Annotated in this window: 15 protein-coding genes; 7 read left to right on the top strand and 8 right to left on the bottom strand. The window is 62.7% G+C overall.

Features of this window, described 5'->3' with window-relative positions; genetic code table 11:
• Nucleotides 1-83 precede the first annotated feature (83 nt).
• Nucleotides 84-614: a PadR family transcriptional regulator gene (locus tag R4P57_RS12570; RefSeq protein ID WP_317803166.1), complete on the top strand. Its 531-nt coding sequence runs from the start codon at nucleotides 84-86 to the stop codon at nucleotides 612-614.
• Nucleotides 615-728: 114 nt separating this feature from the next.
• Nucleotides 729-2,042, top strand: coding sequence for an MFS transporter (locus R4P57_RS12575; RefSeq protein WP_317803167.1), 1,314 nt, complete (start codon nucleotides 729-731; stop codon nucleotides 2,040-2,042).
• A 25-nt stretch (nucleotides 2,043-2,067) separates the two neighbouring features.
• On the opposite strand, the gene R4P57_RS12580 is transcribed toward R4P57_RS12575, so the two are convergent.
• The 7 genes from R4P57_RS12580 to R4P57_RS12610 all read right to left on the bottom strand — a co-directional run bounded on the left by R4P57_RS12580 (nucleotide 2,068) and on the right by R4P57_RS12610 (nucleotide 11,112).
• Nucleotides 2,068-2,784, bottom strand: a complete 717-nt coding sequence (locus R4P57_RS12580) for a maleylpyruvate isomerase family mycothiol-dependent enzyme (RefSeq protein ID WP_317803168.1) — start codon at nucleotides 2,782-2,784, stop codon at nucleotides 2,068-2,070.
• A gap of 12 nt (nucleotides 2,785-2,796) precedes the next feature.
• Nucleotides 2,797-3,624 (bottom strand): fumarylacetoacetate hydrolase family protein, encoded by an 828-nt coding sequence (locus R4P57_RS12585; RefSeq protein WP_317803169.1) that lies wholly within the window; start codon nucleotides 3,622-3,624, stop codon nucleotides 2,797-2,799.
• Between the two features lie 6 nt (nucleotides 3,625-3,630).
• Nucleotides 3,631-4,707: a cupin domain-containing protein gene (locus tag R4P57_RS12590; protein ID WP_317803170.1), complete on the bottom strand. Its 1,077-nt coding sequence runs from the start codon at nucleotides 4,705-4,707 to the stop codon at nucleotides 3,631-3,633.
• Nucleotides 4,704-6,389 (bottom strand): (2,3-dihydroxybenzoyl)adenylate synthase, encoded by a 1,686-nt coding sequence (locus tag R4P57_RS12595; RefSeq protein ID WP_317803171.1) that lies wholly within the window; start codon nucleotides 6,387-6,389, stop codon nucleotides 4,704-4,706. Before R4P57_RS12595 ends, R4P57_RS12590 begins: the two co-directional genes overlap by 4 nt.
• Nucleotides 6,389-8,500, bottom strand: coding sequence for an acetate--CoA ligase family protein (locus tag R4P57_RS12600; protein ID WP_317803172.1), 2,112 nt, complete (start codon nucleotides 8,498-8,500; stop codon nucleotides 6,389-6,391). Before R4P57_RS12600 ends, R4P57_RS12595 begins: the two co-directional genes overlap by 1 nt.
• Nucleotides 8,497-10,194, bottom strand: a complete 1,698-nt coding sequence (locus tag R4P57_RS12605) for an FAD-dependent monooxygenase (RefSeq protein WP_317803173.1) — start codon at nucleotides 10,192-10,194, stop codon at nucleotides 8,497-8,499. Before R4P57_RS12605 ends, R4P57_RS12600 begins: the two co-directional genes overlap by 4 nt.
• A gap of 105 nt (nucleotides 10,195-10,299) precedes the next feature.
• Complete coding sequence (locus tag R4P57_RS12610; RefSeq protein WP_317803174.1) at nucleotides 10,300-11,112, bottom strand: PaaX family transcriptional regulator C-terminal domain-containing protein; 813 nt, start codon at nucleotides 11,110-11,112, stop codon at nucleotides 10,300-10,302.
• Nucleotides 11,113-11,373: 261 nt separating this feature from the next.
• Between R4P57_RS12610 and R4P57_RS12615 the strand changes: the two genes are divergently transcribed.
• From R4P57_RS12615 to R4P57_RS12630, 4 genes are read left to right on the top strand one after another with little or no spacing between them, the layout of a single operon-like run.
• Nucleotides 11,374-12,663, top strand: a complete 1,290-nt coding sequence (locus tag R4P57_RS12615) for an MFS transporter (protein ID WP_317803175.1) — start codon at nucleotides 11,374-11,376, stop codon at nucleotides 12,661-12,663.
• Nucleotides 12,660-13,766, top strand: a complete 1,107-nt coding sequence (locus tag R4P57_RS12620; protein ID WP_037150283.1) for an NAD(P)-dependent alcohol dehydrogenase — start codon at nucleotides 12,660-12,662, stop codon at nucleotides 13,764-13,766. Before R4P57_RS12615 ends, R4P57_RS12620 begins: the two co-directional genes overlap by 4 nt.
• 43 nt (nucleotides 13,767-13,809) lie before the next feature.
• Nucleotides 13,810-15,255 carry an aldehyde dehydrogenase family protein gene (locus tag R4P57_RS12625; RefSeq protein ID WP_317803176.1) on the top strand — a complete coding sequence of 482 codons (1,446 nt, stop codon included), beginning with the start codon at nucleotides 13,810-13,812 and terminating at the stop codon, nucleotides 15,253-15,255.
• 45 nt (nucleotides 15,256-15,300) lie between these two features.
• Complete coding sequence (locus R4P57_RS12630) at nucleotides 15,301-16,128, top strand: alpha/beta hydrolase (protein WP_317803177.1); 828 nt, start codon at nucleotides 15,301-15,303, stop codon at nucleotides 16,126-16,128.
• Nucleotides 16,129-16,241: 113 nt separating this feature from the next.
• Here R4P57_RS12630 and R4P57_RS12635 read toward each other — a convergent pair whose 3' ends face one another.
• Nucleotides 16,242-16,988, bottom strand: coding sequence for an SDR family NAD(P)-dependent oxidoreductase (locus R4P57_RS12635; protein ID WP_317803178.1), 747 nt, complete (start codon nucleotides 16,986-16,988; stop codon nucleotides 16,242-16,244).
• Nucleotides 16,989-17,404: 416 nt separating this feature from the next.
• On the opposite strand from R4P57_RS12635, the gene R4P57_RS12640 reads away from it, so the two are divergent.
• The gene (locus tag R4P57_RS12640) at nucleotides 17,405-18,769 is read left to right on the top strand and encodes an MFS transporter (protein ID WP_317803179.1); all 1,365 of its coding nucleotides are present in this window, start codon (nucleotides 17,405-17,407) and stop codon (nucleotides 18,767-18,769) included.
• Nucleotides 18,770-18,960 lie beyond the last annotated feature (191 nt).

The following is an 18,960-nucleotide window of genomic DNA, read 5'->3' on the forward strand; positions in this document are numbered from 1 at the left end:
TCCAAGCGATAGGCCAACATAACCCATGCTACCTCGTTTCGATATACACAACGAATCGTGGTAGTTCTGTCACACTGTCTCGCATGCTCGAACTTGCGATTCTCGGCTTCCTCTTCGAGGGGCCCCTGCACGGTTACGAATTGAAACGACGAGTAGTGCAACTCACCGGCCACACGCGCCCGGTGAGCGACGGGACGTTGTACCCAGCAATCAAGCGACTACACCGAGATGGGCTGCTGAGCCGAAACCAAGAGCCTGGCGCGGGCCCGTCACGGTACGTTCTGACAATCACCGACGCGGGCATACGCGCGGCCGAGCAACGGTTACGCACGCCGTCGCAGCATGAAATCACGGACTTTTCCCGCTTCGTCGTGGTCCTGGCATTTCTCTCGCTACTCCCCGATACCGCTGACCAACACGTCGTCCTGCGTCGTCGACTGGAGTTCCTCGAGCAGCCGGCAAGTTTTTTCTACGAGGGGGACCGGACGTTGCACGCCGAGGATGTCGCGGACCCCTATCGACGCGGGGTCCTGTTGATTGCGCGTGCGACCAGCAGCGCTGAACGCGATTGGCTACGAAGTGAATTGGCGCCCAATCCATCACCGCAGTCCTGAACTGTCCGTCTGTCGGTGCAGTACTGCAGATGTAGGTACCTCGAAACGAGGTACTATCGGACGGCGGTTATCCGCATCTCACCGACATCCACCGACTCGAATCAGGTCGAACCCATGTCCGCACCGGACCCAAGCACATCCGACACCACCGGCTACCACCACGCAGACGTCAGACCGGTTCCACGAACTTCCATAGTCGTGGCAGCTCTCTCCACGATCGTCGAGTGGTACGACTTCACTCTCTACCTCTTCATGACCGCCATTCTGTCGAGAGTCATGCTCGGCGGCGGATCCGATTCCGTCCTGGCCGTCCTTGCAGTCTTCGCGATCTCGTATGTGCTGCGTCCGCTCGGCGCTCTGTGTTTCGGCTACCTGGGAGATCGATACGGGCGGAGGCCAGTCCTACTTCTGTCGATGGCGATGATGGCTGTGGCAATGCTTGCCACAGCCTTGCTGCCGACATACGACCAGGTAGGCGCGTGGGCGGCGGCCCTGCTCTTGCTCGTGCGATGTGTGACGGCACTGTCGGTGGGCGGCGAATACACCGGGGTGATCACCTACCTCGTGGAGAGTGCACACCCTCGCCGACGCGGAGTGGTCGCCTCGATTGCCGCGGCCGCAAGCGAGATAGGCGCGCTACTGGCGGTCGCAATAACCGCATTGGTCACCGTTCTCGTGCCCACACCCGCTCTCGACACCTGGGGCTGGCGGATTCCGTTCCTGGTAGGAGCGCTCCTGGCACTGCTCACACTCGGTGCAAGGTCGACGATGAAGGAGTCGCCTGAATTCGGCTCGGCCCGCCGTTCCGGTAAAACCGTCCGCCGCCCACTTGCCGACGCTCTGCGCCATCAGCGTCCGGCGATATATCGGACATTTGTCATTTCGGCCCTGGCGTCGATTACCTACTACGTCGGTGTCAGCTACCTGCCGACGTATCTGTCGACGGTCAACGGCCTGAGCGAGGGCACGTCCTTGATGATCTCGACCGCTGCATCCCTTGCAGTCGTCGTCGTCACACCGTTCGTCGGCTACTTCGCCGATCGATCCGGCCGACGGCCGGTTCTCGTACTCCTGGCAGCACTGTGCGCCGTTCTACCGATCGGGATGTTCGCTGCATTGGGATCGAACAACATCGGGGTCGCTCTCAGTGCAGCAGCGGTCCTCGCTCTTCTCGCCGGAGGCGTCGGCGCGGTAGGAGCGTCGGCAACCCCCGAACAATTCTCGGTCCCATCAAGGCTCAGCGGTTTGGCCGTGGCCACCGTCGCCACCACCATCTTCGGCGGCTTCACGCCGTATCTGTCCCAGAGCCTGATCAGCACAACCGGGTGGACTTTGCTACCCGGGGTCATGCTGACCGTGGTCGCAGTGTTCGCTATGCCTGTCTTGTGGCGACTACCAGAGACAGCAGCCGGCCGATCCGGCGGTTGAGCTCAGGCGTTGATCCACACAACCGTCAGAGCCATCTCGGCGGTGTGTGCTGTTCGCCGACAATGTCGACAACCACTGCGCCGCGTCCTGCCGCCCACCTGGTCACTGCCTCGAGTCGACCGCGGACGGTAGTGGTAGTCGCTCCGTCGGTCACTGCGATCGGCTCGCGCCCGTCCGCTGCCAGGACCAATCCACTTCCCTCCCCCTTCTTGCGCCACATTCCGACGATGTCGTTGAGTAAGCCCTCGTCCACCACCTCGGGAAAGTCCGCGAACCGCCCACCGTTGCCGAGATCCACCGCGTGTATCCACACTTCGCGAGTCCGCATCCAGATCGTTTCCGACGCTGGGACCGTGCGCCCCTGAGCCGTTCTGACCTCGGCCGCCCACGCCGCCTCGGACGCCGTTCGCCACTTCTCGTCGAGTCGAGCAACCGTGTGGTCGAACAGGTTTCGAATGGCTGCGGCCGACAGCGTTGCACCCTCGTCGATTTCACGGCCGCGCTGCTCCGGCGACTCGTACATCGGCGTCTCCACACCTGACGACGCCCAGTCCATCAGACGGCACAACGCCGCAGCGTTGTAGCCGACGTGCGCGACCAGGTGGCGTCTGGTCCATCCCGCCAGCAGGGTCTCGCCGTCGAGCTCGGAATCGGTGAGCTCGGAGAGCCGCTGCGCGAAGTACGAGGTACCACGCCGGGCGATCAGAAGCCGCTCGACGAGCGACATGTCGTGAAAGGTCACCTCGAGCGCGCCTTACTTGACGATGGTCTTGTTGCGGACCGAACCGAGACCGTCGATGATCACCTCGACAGTCTGCCCGTCCTGGATGTAGACGCCAGGCTTGCGGGCATGTCCGACGCCTCCCGGGGTTCCGGTGATGACGACGTCTCCCGGCTGCAACGTCACGATGTGCGAGATGTACTCGACCAGCTTTGCGGGCGTGAACACGAGGTCGTCGGTGGTGGTCGTCTGCATGACTTTCCCCTCCAACGTCGTCTGAAGCGTTCCACCGAAGGTGTACGAATCCGTCGTGGTGAGGAAGGGGCCGAAGCCGCTGGTCTTCTCGAACGTCTTGCCTTGGTCCCACTGCAGTGTGCGGTACTGGTAGTCCCGCATCGTGTAGTCGTTCATGATCGAGTAGCCGGCTATGTACTTCTCGGCATCGGCCTCGGCCACTTGGTAGGCCTGCTTGCCGACGACGAAGGCCAACTCTCCTTCCCAATCCAGCTGTGCTGCTGCATAACTCGGGACAACGACGTCATCGTACGGGCCCGTCAGTGCTTCACGGAACTTGGCGAAGAGCGTCGGATACTCGGGGAGCTCGCGGCCCATTTCCTTGATGTGGTTCGCGTAGTTCAACCCGACGCAGATGATCTTGCCCGGACGCGGAACCACGGGAGCGTAATCCGCATCGTCCAATCGGAGCTGTTCCCCGTGCGCATTCTCGGCCAGTTCACGCCAGTTCCCTTCGTCCAGAAGGGCGGACAGATCGAGGTAGCCGTCGATGACGGTGGCAGAGTCGTCGCTGTCGACGCGCACTGCGGTAGTGGTGCCGTTTCGGCGCAGAGTAGCGAGTTTCATGGGTGATCAGGCTCCTTCGGAAAATACTGTGCGGGCAAAGTGCAGCTTCTCGACGATCGGTGCGTCCGAGAACGCGAAAAGGTCGAACTGTGTGTCGGCTTCGATGGACCATTCCGTCCATGACGGGACGACGATCATGTCGCCCTTCGAGACCGAACGCTGTTCGCCGGCGAGAACGAACCGTCCACTCCCCTCGAACACCTGATACACCGTCGAGCCGACATCACGTCGGGGTCGGGTGTGCGCACCCTGACGAAGTCGGTGGAACTCGGCTCGGATCGTCGGCATGACGTCACCGCCGTTGGTGGGATTGGTATAGCGAACTGCGGCATGCCCCGGTTCGGTGGTCGCCGCGAACCCCTCGTCCTCGAGGTCCAACTGTGCCTTCAACGCCGCATCGGTGTGCTCCCACCGATACGCGGCGATCGGCGAACTGGATTTGCTGTCGAGCCCGACGAGCGGACGCAGGCCCGGATGAGCCCACAGACGCTCGGACCGAGAAATGTCCGGTGTCGAATCGTCGGTGACGTTCTCGGACCCGAACTCGAAGAAGCCGGTATCGGTGTAATGAACGAACGGAATGTCGAGTCCGTCGATCCAGGCCATGGGCTGATCGGTCTCGTTATGGTGCCCATGAAAGTTCCAACCCGGGGTGAGCAGGAAGTCGCCGCGCCGCATGGCGACGGGGTCGCCGTTGACCACGGTCCACACCCCTTCACCCTCGACGACGAAGCGGAACGCGTTCTGCGCGTGGCGATGTTCCGGTGCCACCTCTTTGGGACCGAGATACTGGATCGCTGCCCACAGCGTGGGAGTGATGTACGGAACCCCCGCCAGGCCGGGGTTGGCCAGCGCGATAGCACGGCGCTCGCCACCTCGACCGACGGCAACGAGATCGCCTGCGCGCCGTGCCAGCGGGTAGAGCGTCGACCACTTCCATACGAAGGGAACAGCTTTGGATTTCGGTGACATCGGCATCAGGTCGCCGAGCTGAGTCCACAGCGGCATGAGATTCTCGGACTCGAAGTCACGGTAGAGCTGCTCGAGTGCCGGGTCTTCGGGATGCACTTCGGTGTCGGTCATCGGTTGCCTTCCTGATCTGCGTCGAGTCGTGTGCGGATGTCCTCACGCATTGCCTTCTTGTCCAACTTGCCTACTTTCGTGGTCGGTATCGCATCCACGACCACCAACCTCTCGGGGAGTTTGAACCGAGCTACACCCGCGGAATTCATCACCGCGAGAACGTCATCCAGAGTCACGTGGGCACCCGCGGCAACGGAGACGTACAGGCACAGGCGCTCGCCCAGGACCGGGTCCGGCATGGCCACGGCCGCAGCCATCTCGACGCCGTCGACCTGGTAGGCGAAGTTCTCCACTTCCTCGGCCGAGATCTTTTCGCCACCGCGATTTATCATGTCCTTGTCGCGACCTGCTACGACGAGGTTCCCGTCGGGTCGGCGGATCACGATGTCGCCACTGGCGTACCACCCGTCCGCAGTGAAGGCACGAGAGTTGTGCTCGGGCGCTCGGAAGTAGCCGCGCGGGGTGTACGGGCCGCGGGTCAATAGCGCCCCGGGAGTTCCGTCGCCGACAGGCTCTCCGAGCTCGTCGACGACAGCGATCTCGTCGGCCTCGCTGACCGGCCGCCCTTGAGTGTTGGTGATGACCTCGAGGTCGTCGTTCAATCGGGTCATGTTGATCAGGCCTTCTGCCATCCCGAACACCTGCTGAAGGCGTGCGCCCAAGACCGGTTCCACTCGTGCCGCCAGCTCGTCGGGCATCCGGGAACCGCCGACCTGGAGAACCTTCAGGCTGGATCCGGTCAAAGTGCCATGCTCACGCTGATACTCGATCCAGGATTGGGCCACCGCGGGTACCACCGTCGCCACGGTGACCGACTCGCTGTCGATTGCCAGCAATGCCCTGTCCGGTCTCGCCGACGGAAGCATCACCGTGCGTCCACCCGCGAACAGGGTGCCCAGAATTCCAGGACAGGCCAACGGGAAATTGTGGCTACTCGGCAGCGCACCCAGATACACGGTTTCCGAAGTGATCTCGGAGACCGCGTTACAGCGAATGATGTTGTAGGCGTAGTCGTCGTGCGTCCGAACGATCAGCTTGGGAAGCCCGGTCGTCCCACCGGATAGCAGGAAACACGCGACATCCTCGCCCGCGGGGTCGTACTCGGCATCGGAAAACGAGGGAATCGTCGTCGAGGCGTCCGCCAGGCTGAACTCAGGAGTCGACGTACTTTCCCCGGAGCTCAGATCACCGTGTACCAATACCGCCCGCACTGACGGAACCTCGGCCGCAACCTCCTGGGCGGTGGACCTCAGATCGGTGTCCTTGTCGGTGTCTGCGACCACTATGGCCACCGCGTCCGAGAGTGCCGCCAGGTGCGTCAGCTCGTGTCGTCGGTGAGCAGGCAGCGCCATCACCGGTACGGCACCGATGCGGAAGCACCCTAGGGTGAGAGCGACGAATTCCCACGAATTGGGAAGCTGCAGAACAATTCTGTCACCGGGTTCGACATCGAGATTCAGAAGTGCTTGCCCCATCGACGCCGACCGGTCCCACAGTTCGCGGTAGGTCAACCTGATCGAGCCGTCGACCAGCGCCTCTGCGTCTGGATGCAGTTCGACCTGCTCCACGATGTGCGAGCCCAACGACCGACCGCTCCAATACCCGGCTTCGCGATAACGGCGAGCATCGTCGGCAGGCCATGGCACAACACCGTCGATCGAGACGGGGGTCCGGGTACTCATCACCGATCTCCTTCTATAGCAGTGTGTGCGGCCCCGACTACGACGGCGTCGAGCGCGATCAGACCGTCCCAGGTCAGTCGCAGCGGGTTTATCTCGAGATCGCCGATCTCGTCGTGATTCGAGACGTAGGCCGCCAAAGCAACTGCTGCGCGGCCGAATTCCTTTCGGTCGAGACTCGGCCCGCCGCGCCATCCGTGCAGCAAGGCGGACGTGTGGAGGTCATCGAGCATCGTCGTCGCGGCGGCCAACGTGAGCGTGGCGCTGCGAATTGCGACGTCGCCGATCGCCTCTGCTGCGGTTCCGCCCAAACCTGCCACGACGATCGGCCCGAACACTGCGTCTCTCCGCACACCGAGGAAGAGATCGATGCCGGAACCGGCCATGGTCTCGAGCAGGTACGCCGGTGCCCCGATCGAATCGAGGGCGTCCAGTGCGGTGTCCAGTTCCTCTGTCGTACGAACGAACAGGTGGACTCCGCCGATTTCGGTCTTGTGCAGAACCGACGCGTCGAGGATCTTGACTGCAACGGGATGCTCCAGTTCGGCGAACGCACTGTGCGCATCTGCTCTGGTCTTCGCTACACGCCGGTCGGGTGTCCGAATACCCAACGCGTCCAACAGGTCCTTACCCGCAGACTCATCGAGAGGAAGCGTGATGGGTGGCCCGGCCGGTGGACGAAAATCCTCCGTGTGCGCTCGACCGTGTCGGAGCTTTGCGTCGTCGACGAGGGCTCGCGTGCCGTTGGCCAACGATGTGGGGCTCGAGAGCACCGGCAGGTCGAGTACAGCGGCAGACGCGGTCGCTGCGGACACTGCTTCTCTCGGTCCCCCGATACCGAGCACGACGGATAACTGCTCGTGCACCGCGGACGTCCCGACCGCGCCTGCGAGGTCGATCGCGTCGGGTTCGGCAAGGGCGTACACAGCCAGCGCGTCGACTTCTGGGTCGTCCGCCGTCGCCCGGAGGACGTCTGCGAAGGTGGCCGCGGGCCTGCCGGTGTCGACGGGATTTGCCTGATAGGTCAACGGCGGCAACAGATCGGACAATCGACGCTGCGTGGTATCGGACAGCGTCGGAACACGTACCCCGCCGGCCAACAGCGCATCGAGAACCATCAGTCCGGGACCGGCCTGTGCGGTGACGAGTGCTATGCCCGGAGATGCGGAGGCAGGTAGGCGCGTACGGCCGAGAACGGCAAGCGCATCCACCAGGTGGTGTTCGTCCTCGACGACCACCGCACCCGCTTCGGTGAGCAGTGCGCGCGTGGTCCGCCACGACGTGGCGAGCGCACCCGTGTGAGACTCCGAGAACGCGGAGACATCACTTCGACCCACCACGATGGCCACCACCGGCTTCACTGCACTCACGTCTGCGACCGCCGACAACAGCGCGCGGCCGTCTTCGACGGACTCGACGTGCAATGCGATCGCGCTGATCGCATCGTCGTGCTGGAGGTAGCGCAGCACGTCGACGTTCGTGACGTCCACGCTGTTTCCGAGACCGACACCGAGGCCGACACCGACGCCGTTCTCGGACAACAGGAACGACAGCGCGTGGTTCATGCCCCCACTCGCTGCGACGACGGCGACCGTACCCGCGGCGATGTGCTCGACAGTCGGGACGAAACTGACCGTGGAGTGACCGGGACGGAAGAACCCGGACGTGTTGGGACCGAGCAATCGAATGCCTGTTTCGGAAGTGATGTCATGTAGCCGGCGTTGCAGCTCGACGCCGTCGTCGCCCGCCTCGGCGAAGCCACCGGAACAGATCAACGCTGCCCGCACCCCCGCGTCGGCCGCTTCCTGGAGCGCTGCGGGGGTCGCAGCGGCAGGAATGCACAGAACCGCCAGATCTATTGCTGTGCCGTGGGATCGAACTGCGTTCGCGATCGACGTGCTGAATCCCTCGGCGGTACCGCGTGGATTGATTCCGTACGTGGTGACAGCGCCGCGGCTTCCTTTGTCGATGGCGGCGAGCATCACCGAGCCGAGCTTTTCGGGTGCGCTCGAGGCACCGAACACCGCAATCGACGTTGGACTGAACAGCGCAGAGAGGGAATCGGTAGCATCTTCTACGCCCGGGACAGACAGCGGAACGTGTGTCGTTGTCATAGTTCCGACCTCGACGGTGCAGCGCCGCTCTCGGGTTCGTCCAGCTTGTCGAAAGCGACCGCATCAGCGCGGCCGGACAGCACCAGTGTTGCTGCACAATCTCTTCGGTCGACCGCGCGGCGGGAGCGAACAGACGATTCCTGCTCGATCACGATTGCCGCGACGTGGTGTCGCAGCCGTACGTACTCCGAGGCCAGTACCCGCGACAGCTCGGTTCCCCCTCTGATGATCACCGCCGCCGGCCCGGTTTCACACAAGTCATCGAGGCGCGACAGAGAAGCGTCGTCCAGAGCAGTGCGGTCGGAATCAGGTGCAGAGAACAACGGCTCGGCCTCCTGCGCAGCCTGGTTCGCAACAAGAATCGACGTGCCGTCGGTGAGTGTCACGGAGTCTGCCGTGGCGGCGGTGACGGACAGAAGCCGCGAGTCGAGCGCGACCGCCCCGACTTTCAGAGGAGTCTCGAGCGGTGCGGCACCGTGCTGCTGGTGCCAGGCGCGTTCGGCAACCTCGACGAACTGCGGGTCTCGAACTCGTATCTTCTCGGCGGAGATGGACCGCGTGAAGAAATGGAACCCGAACTGCCACGGTTCCAGTTCGCGGTAGTACTCCCCGAAGTGGTCCCACCACGCGAGGCTGGGAACCGACGAATTCTGGACCTTGGCCACCTGGGGGCGCCGAATCTGCTCGAACTCTGACAGAGCCCCTTCGAGATCGGAGGCGTGTTCGGCGACGGTCTGCGCGAGAACGGCTGCATCCTCCATGGCCATCTTCGTCCCCGACCCGACCGAGAAGTGGGCGGTGTGCATGGCGTCGCCGAGGAACACCACAGGCGTTCCTCGTTCGGTGCGGCTGTGCCAGCGTCCGGTGCGGCGCGTTTTGAAGTTCGCCCACCGCGAGTTGTTCGCTACCAGTTTCGCACCGTCGATGCGATCGGCGAACAGGTCTTCGAGGTAGCGCTGCGAGACGGCATCCGACTCGCCGGGAGGGGACGACATGTCGAACCCGTCCAGACCTGCTTTGCGCCAGGTGTCTTCGTCCGTCTCGACGATGAACGTACTCAGATCGGATCCGATCGGGTAAGCGTGCACGGCGAAATTTCCATGCTCGGACTGCTTGTGCAGGAAGGTGAGTCCGTCGAATTGGAATGTCGTGCCGAACCAGATGAACTTCACGGTCGCTTCCTCGACCGAATGGTCCAGGTCCGCCGCGAACGAGTCTCGTGAAGCGGAGTTGGTGCCGTCGGCTGCGACGATCAGGTCGTACCCGCCGTCCTCGTCGAGTGATTGCACGGATGCGGTGGTCGAGTAGTGCAGTTTCGCGCCCAATTCGAGAGCACGGTGCCGAAGTGCACCGAGCAACACCCGACGATGCACGGCGGACATGCCGTTGCCCCCAGCAGCGGTGATCTCACCTTTGGCGTGGACTTCGATGCTGTCCCAGTGGCGGCCGTGATCGGCGAGCGTGTCCCGGAGGATGGGGTCGACTCGATCGATGTTGTCGAGAGTGGCATCGGAGAACACGACACCGAAACCGAACACGTCGCTCTCGTGGTTTCGTTCGTACACCTCGACGGTGGCGTCAGGTGCGCTGTGCGCCAGCGCGATTGCAGTGAAAAGACCACCTGGACCGCCCCCGATGCACGCAATTCGCAGCGGCGTCGAAGTGGCTGTTCGGTGTTGTTCTGGGATGGACATCGATGTCGGCCCCTAGCGTGGAGTGAGGGCCCGGATCTCGGGCGACCAATTTATTGTGTGTCACAAATCTACTCAAAGTCAATCTTTTTGTTACATATAGGCCGTCTAGGGCTTCGCCGCCGACGCATCTCCCGAAGCCTCCAGCACGAACACCTCGGCACTCGTACGCAGCTCGTCGTGACATTCGGTGAACACCTCGTGCGCAGCCCGACCACGCCAACCCGGCGGCAACAGAGTGTCGGGCAGGTCGGGATCACGGAACGGGTAACGACGGTAGTTCTGAATCAGTTTCATCCGTTCGACCAGCGCCTGCCGGCCGCCCAGCCCACGACGGAAGCCTGCCAATCGCGGCTGGAACTCCTCGATGAAGGCCTGATATTCACCGCCGAGTTCGGCGAGGTCCCAACAACGATCGGCTATGGAGCGATCGTTCGTCAGCCCGGATGTCTGACTCCGCAGGAATTGAATCCGTAGTTCATCTTCGCCGCTCAGCATTTCGCGTAACTGCTTCTCCCTGTCATGTGGCGAGAACCATGCCGCAGTACCGTATTCGCCGAACCCGTACCAGTTCAGAGCAGTCTCGATGCGCTTGCGCTGCTCTCGCCCCAGCCCTTCTTCATCGACCAAGGCCTGCGTCCAAGTACGGTCCCAGTCGTCGAAGTGCCGCTCGAAGATGCGAGCCCGACCGTCGTCGAGCAGCCGCCAACTCCTTTCGTTGAGCAGGTAGGACACCTCTCGACCACTCTTGGTCGAGTCGAACCACCCCTCTTTGCGCAGCCGCGCCATCACGACGCGCACCGTCGCCGATTCGATACCGAATACCTCCATCAGCTCCGTCAGAGTGCCCAACTTGGCCGCTCCGCCGGTGTAACGGAAGTACTCCCCGTACAGGTCGAACACCAGAGCACGTGGTCGCATCGACCCCTCCTCCCACCTGTGTCGATCACCGATCGACTTAAATGTGTCATTCCTCTTGACTTTCATGACCATTCTGTCACATAGTGACTGTACTCACATAGCCGACTCGCACATTCGAGGTCAATCGAATCTGCGCGAGATCGCATCGGCCGGTGTTCGAACACCTATCATCGGAGGAATCAGGTGAATCCCCTGGCCACGAATGGGCCAAGCCCGTCGGGCGCCCGCCGTTCCAGCTCGACCGTCGTAGCGCTCTGCTTCGTGATCATCGTCTTCGACGGCTACGACCTCGTCGTCTACGGAACCACTGTCCCCTCTCTTCTCGCGTATCAGCAATGGGAACTGACACCGGGCCAGGTCGGCACCATCGGTAGCTACGCGCTGATGGGAATGCTTCTCGGCGCCCTGCTTTCCGGCTGGCTGGCACCCCGAGTCGGAGCCCGCGCGATCATTCTGACCTCGTTGATCTCGTTCTCGGTTCTCATGGGCCTGACCGCGCTGGCCCCCAACCCGGAGATCTTCGGTCTTCTCCGCTTCCTCGGCGGGCTGGGACTCGGCGGTGTCGTTCCGACGGTCATCGCGCTGACAATCGAGTACTCGCCCCCTGCACGTCGCCAGTTCAACAACGCTCTGATGTACAGCGGTTACTCGGTGGGCGGCGTGCTCGCCGCGCTCTCCGCCCTGGCATTGCTTCCCGAGAACAGCTTCCGCGTCATGTACGCACTCGGTCTGCTTCCGCTCATCACCATCGTCCCGCTGACGTGGCGATACCTTCCTGAATCGGCCGCATTCCTTGTCGGCAAGGGCAGGACCGACGAAGCCCATGCTCTCGCTGACAAATTCGGCATCACTGCCACCCCGGCCACTACATCCGAGACCCGCGGCACGATGTCATCGTTGTTCACCGGGGCACGCAGAGTTCCGCTGGCGTTGCTCGTCGTGGCATCCTTCTGCGGTTTGCTGCTCGTCTACGGCGTCAATACCTGGCTTCCCAACATCATGCGCCAAGCCGGCTACTCGCTCGGCAGTTCGCTGACATTTCTCCTCGTCCTCAATCTCGGTGCGATAGCCGGCGCCCTGATCGCGTCCCGGATCGCAGACCGATTCGGAAGCAAGCCGGTGACCGTGACCTCGTTCCTGCTCGCCGTCCTCGCCATACTCTCCCTGAGCCTCGGATTGCCGCTCTACGCCGCCATGATCGTGGTCGCCATCGCAGGACTCGGCACAGTGGGGACACAGATACTCGTCAACGGTTACGTTGCAACATATTTCGGCGACAGAGATCGAACGTCCGCCCTCGGCTTGTCCCTGGGACTCGGACGAGTGGGTGCGATATTCGGGCCGATTCTCGGAGGATGGATCGCATCCTCGGCACTGGGCGTCGACTGGAACTTCTACTCGTTCGCAGCATTCGCCGGAATCGGTTGCCTCGCTGTCCTATTCGTCAGCGATCGACACTCCGCTACCCGACAGCACGCCGACCACTTCACCGCCACCACTGTGTCGCCCGCTGTGCGGGTGGACACCGAATCGAAAGAAGCACACTCGTGAGCACCACCGTTACCGCCGCTGTAGCCCGCGCCACCGGCGATCCTCTCACCATCGAGAAGCTCGAACTCGACGACCTCCGAGCCAATGAGGTACGGGTCCGCATCGTCGCGTCCGGCGTGTGCCACACGGACGCCATCGTCCGGGACGGCATCTACCCGACGCCCCTGCCCGCCGTCCTCGGACACGAGGGTGCAGGCGTCGTCGAAGCGATCGGCTCCGATATCACCACCGTCGAGATCGGCGATCACGTCGTCCTCTCAGCCGCCTACTGCGGCAAGTGTGTGCAGTGCCGATCGGGGCGAGTTGCTTACTGCGAGAACTTGTTCGCCGAGGATTTCGGTGGTGCGCGCCGCGACGGCTCGACCTCTCTGTCTGCCGGAGAGGAGGCCATTTCCTCGCACTTCTTCGGGCAGTCCGCATTTTCCACCTACGCCAACGTGGTGGAGACCAGCGTGATCAAGGTGGACAAGAAGGCACCGCTCGAAATCATCGCGCCTCTCGGCTGCGGCTTGCAGACCGGCGCAGGCGCGATACTCAACGACTTGCGGCCGGCACCCGGCACTTCGATCGCAGTATTCGGCACCGGTGCCGTCGGATCTGCCGCCATCATGGCCGCCCAGATCGCAGGCTGCACCACGGTGGTGGCGATCGACCTGCACGACTCGCGACTCGAACTGGCCAAGACCATCGGAGCCACTCACACCATCAACGGCAAGAGCGAGGATGTGCTCGCTGAACTGGACAAGATCACCGGAGGCAAGGGGCTCGACTACGCGTTGGACACCACAGCGGTTCCCTCGGTGCTGCAGCAGGCGGCGGCGTCCCTGGGGATCGGAGGAACTGTGGCGCTGGTCGGTGCGGCAGCACCGGGCACGGACGTCACTTTCGAGATCGGCGCGTCACTGGTGAAGGGATGGACGTTCAAGACCATCATCCAGGGGAGTTCGGTGCCTCAGCAGTTCATTCCGCGGCTGGTTCTTCTTTGGGAGCAGGGACGCTTTCCCTTCGACAAGCTCATCAAGAACTACACGCTCGACGACATCAACACCGCGTTCGCAGATTCCGAGAACGGATCGACCGTCAAACCCGTTGTCGTCTTCTGATTCACGTCACCCTCACGTCGCACAACAACCAGGAGAAACGCACATGACCACCATGAACGACCTGCTCACTGTCGGCCATCTCATCGACAACGAGTTGACCGATTCCGATCGGTACGACGACGTCGTGGATCCGGGCAGGTTGAGTGACGTAGCCGCCCGCGTCGCCGTCGGCACACCCGACGATGTGGATCTCGCAGTGAAGGCCGCGCACCGCGCGTATCTGTCCTGGCGCAACGTAGATCCGGCGGAACGCGCACGCCTGATGCTCGCGGCTGCAGATGCGTTGGCGGGGAGCGGTTCCGATCTCGCAGCACAGCTCGTGCGCGAGCACGGAGGAATGCTGTGGGAAGCGCAGACCGACTTCGGCCTCGGCACCGGCGTCATGCAACATACTGCGAGCCTCGTCGACGGATTCTTCGATCCCGTCCAGTTCGACGACGACGAAAGCTTCATCAGTATCGAGCGGGTGCCCCGCGGCGTCGTCGGTGCCGTCGTTCCGTGGAACATGCCTGTGGTCCTGACGATGATGAAGCTAGCTCCCGCTCTTGCCACAGGGAACACGATCGTCATCAAGCCGTCGCCTTTCGCGCCGGCCGCACTGACCGTGGCATTGCATCGCATGGCCCAAACCCTCCCTGCCGGCGTCATCAACGTCGTTCACGGCAATGCCGATGTGGGACAGGCTCTCACCTCACATCCGCTCGTTCGCAAGATCGGCTTCACCGGGGGTACGGCAACTGCAGGCCGGGTGATGGCGGCAGCTGCGGGGACCATCAAGAACCTGACCCTCGAACTCGGCGGGAACGATCCCGCCATCGTGCTCGACGATGTCGACATCGATGCCGCCCTGGACCGGATGCTCAAAGGTGTGTTCACCCGTTCGGGCCAGATCTGCTTCGCCGTCAAGCGAATCTACGTTCCACGCGCCCTGTACGGCACATTCGCCGACGCCTTCTGCGAGCGTGTTGACCAGTACTCCGTCGGCCACGGGCTCGACGAAAGTGCCAGCTTCGGGCCGATGAACAACAAGACTCAGTACGACTCGGTGAACGCACTCATCGAAGAGACGAAGAATTCGTCAGCGAAGGTCGTACAGCTCGGACGAAAGCTCGATTCCGCATCCGACGGTTATTACATCCTTCCTCACGTGGTCCGCGATGTGGAGCACTCCGCTCCGGTCAGCAGCTGCGAGCAGTTCGGACCCGTCATCCCGTTGATCGCGTACGACGACGAGAACCAGGTCGTCGAATGGGCGAACGACTCCGACTACGGGCTCGGCTCCTCGGTATGGACCACAGATCCCGATCGCGGTCTGGCCATTGCGCGTCGAATCGAAGCCGGCAGCACGTTCATCAATACTCACGCCTTCGAGTCACTCGATCTGCGGATGCCGTTCGGCGGGGTGAAGCAGAGCGGAATCGGCCGTGAATTCGGTGAAGCGGGAATGCGCGAGTACGTCGACGAGCACTCGATTCGCCTGCTCAAGTGACCGCCCCTCGTATCCTGTTTCGACCTCGATGATGGGAGTGTGTTTATGGCACAGCCTGATTCACCCGTAGACGACATCACCACCGAGATGGTCACGTCGGCCGATGGAACCTCGCTGGGGGTACATTGCCTCGGTTCCGGTTCGCCTGTCGTGATTGTGCACGGCAGTATCTCGACAGCGGAGTCGTGGCTGCAGGTAGCCTCACATCTCGCTATCGACCACCGGGTCTTCGTTCTCGATCGCCGTGGACGAGGTCTGAGCGGCGACGCACCGGAGTACACGCTCGAGACCGAGGCCGCCGACATCGCAGCTGTCCTCGCCCTGGCGGCCGAGTCGACCGGAGGCGTACCGACCCTGGTCGGTCACTCCTACGGTTCGATCTGCACCCTAGAAGCCGTTCGACGAGGTTCGCAGGTGGCGTCCCTGGTGTTGTACGAGCCGCCACTACCGGTGGACGGGCCGGTCGCGGGGCAGCATCTCGCCCCGTATGCGGCAGCGATCGCAGCGTCCGACAACGATGGGGCGATGCGTATTGCCATGGAGCATTTCATTCGCGCACCCGCGGCCGAGACGGAAGCCATTGCGGCGACACCGTTGTGGGGACTGTTTCTCTCGCTCGCACCCACCTGGACTCGCGAGTTGGAACAGATCGACGCATGCGTGTCGGTGATGTCGGAATACGGCGAATCGGCAACCAGGACAATGCTTCTCGTGGGCGAACAAAGCCCGAAACATCTCGTCGGCGCTTCGGCCTACTTGGAATCCAGGCTCCGCAACGTATCGAAAAACGTTTTGACGGGACAAGCCCACTTCGCGAACCTCGTCGATCCGGGTCAGGTTGCCTCGGCGATCAATACGTTCCTCGACCGCTGAGACTCGTACCGAGGCCTTCGACACCGCCGCCCCGGCACTCCCTTCCAGGAGTGCCGGGGTGGCGGTGTCGATCCGGGGTCCGCTGACGACCCAAGTCGCCCGACGTCAGCGCTTCAGTCGAAGACCAAGCCGCCGTCGACGTTCATGGACTGCCCGGTGACCGCATTCGCCATGAGCAGGTACGCCACGGCGGCAGCGATATCGGACGGTTCGCTGAAGCGGCGCAGCGGTACGTGCTCGACCATTTCTGCGATTCTTCCCTGCGCTTCGGGCGTATTGTGCACGTTCAGCAGCGGCGAGTTGGTGGGGCCCGGGCACACGGCATTGACTCGAATGTCGAACGGTGCCAACTGAATCGCAGCAACCTTGGTGAGCGCGAGAACAGCACCCTTGGTTGCGGCATAGGCAGCGTTGGACGTCTGCCGGTAGCCCTTCCCTGCGATCGAGGCGACGTTGACGATACTTCCGCCGGCACCCGCATCCCGCATGCGAGAACCCACGGCCTGCATCACATGCATCGTTCCCAACGCATTGATATCCATCATCCAGTTCCAGTCCTCGGTCGAGATCTCGAAGAAGTCCATCAATCGAGTCACGCCCGCACAGTTGACGACACCGCGGATGGCGGAATGCTCCTGGACCACGGTCTCGACGGCAGCGTCGACGCTTGCACGGTCGCGGAGATCGACCGTCACGTAGTCGCACTTCAGACGACCTGCAACGTCCTCTGCGGCCTGCGCGTTCGCGTCTGCGACCACAACGGAGAGTCCCATGTCCACCAGCCGCTCACAAATGGCAGTACCGATGGCACCGGCCCCACCTGTGACCAGGTAGGCACCCTCATGTCGGGTAGTACTCACTTCGAACTCCTGAAGTCGATGGCCGCCTCCGTCATCTGGGCATCGATGACCACGCGGCGCTGCGCGGTGTTGCGCTGACTTCGAGCGTCCACCCCTTATGGGATGACGTCCAATACTCGATCGCGACGTATTCATATCCGCGACGGATAAACGAGCCCGTCCGGATCAAGGGTGCTGTCGGCTTTCGACGCGGCGGCCGCGTCCGGGATTCATCAATTTTTGCACTGAAAGTACAGCTGATTGGTATTGGTCAGAGATGGCCGCTCGTACCTATAGTCGCCTGAGCAGCAAGTGCTGTGGATCACATGAGCACATCGAACGCGGCGCGCGGGAAGTCCAGCAGTTACAACACCCCGCCTGCAGCCGCCACAGCACCGGACACGCACCGCACAATCGTATTCCCGAGGAGCCAACCGATGAAAAATCAACGCACGTCGGACGATTCACCCGTCGACGACATCGAAGTCCGGATCTACAAGAAGACTCTTCGCCGGGTGATCCCGGTCATCATGCTGGGAATGTTCATCTCGTATATCGACAGAGCCAACATCGGTGTTCTGGCCGGACCGATGTCGGAGGACCTAGGACTGTCCGCCGCAACGTTCGGGCTGGCCGCCGGGCTGTTCTACATCGGCTACTGCTTCTTCGAGATCCCGTCCAACATGGCAATGGCCAAATTCGGAGCTCGAGTATGGCTCGCCCGCATCATGGTCAGCTGGGGTGCCTGCACAATGCTCATGGCGTTCGTCCAGAACGACGTCACGCTGTACATCGTGCGAATAATGCTCGGCGTCGCCGAGGCCGGATTCTCGCCCGGTGCACTGCTGTTCCTGGCCTTCTGGTGTCCCCCACGCATGCTCCCCAAGACGTACTCGATGCTGAACCTGTCAGTGCCGATCGCACTCGCCGTCGGATCCATCCTTACCTCGTCGCTGCTGTCGTTGGATGGACTCTTCGGGCTGGCGGGATGGCGCTGGGCATTCCTCATCGAGGGCATCCCCGCCATCGCACTCGCGGCCTACATCTACCTCCGCCTTCCGAACGGACCGTCGGAGGCAAAGTGGCTCGATGACTCCGAAAAGGAGTACCTCGCCAAGCATTCCGCACAACGTCCCGACGGTCCCGGCCACGAGATCAAGTACCTCTGGGCTGTGCTGCGTCGCCCCGCCGCATGGGCGTTCACGATCCTGTACTTCTGCATGACGATCGGTTACTGGACGATTGCGTACTTCCTCCCCACGATCGTTCGCAGCCAATTCGATCTCGGCTTCGTGGCATCGGGAATGGTGTCGGCCATACCGTGGGCATTCGCGGCCGTGGTCATGATCCTCGTCTCGAAGAACGTGTCCAAGACCGGTGAGCGCACCTGGCACATGACCATGCTTCAGATAGCCGGTGCAGTAGGACTGGCGACCGCGGCCCTTACCGGTAATCCCTACCTCGCACTGCTCGGCATCAGCCTCGCGGCCGGTGGATTCTTCGGCTCACTTCCTTCGTTCAACTCCATGCCTGCGCAGGTGTTCACCGCGGGTCTGGCTGCTGTGGCCCTCGCGATGATCAACGGCCTTGCCAGCCTCAGCGGGCTGATCGGCCCGTACCTGTTCGGCTTCCTGCAGGACAGAACAGGATCGAGTGAGACCGGCTTGCTCATCATGTCCGGCTTCTTCGTCGCCGCCGCCATCCTGGTTTTCGCGATGAGTCGATGGACCGACAAGGTCACCGGAGGACTCCACACCAAGACGACGGTGGCTCTGGATCCGACTGCAATCGATGCTCGCTGAAAATTCACCCCTACATGGGTGTGGGGGGGGGCGCCGCCCGCCCCCCCCCCCCCCCCCCCCCCCCCCCCCCCCCCCCCCCCCCTCCCCCCCCCCCCGCCACCGACACGCCCCAGACCACCCGGAACGCCACCCAAGCCACTCCAGCGGCGGCGAGCACCGACGCTCGACCCACTCTCCGCGCGGGGTTGGGG

Origin of the sequence: Rhodococcus sp. IEGM 1330, from assembly GCF_033142445.1 — a bacterium.
Classification (GTDB): domain Bacteria; phylum Actinomycetota; class Actinomycetes; order Mycobacteriales; family Mycobacteriaceae; genus Rhodococcoides.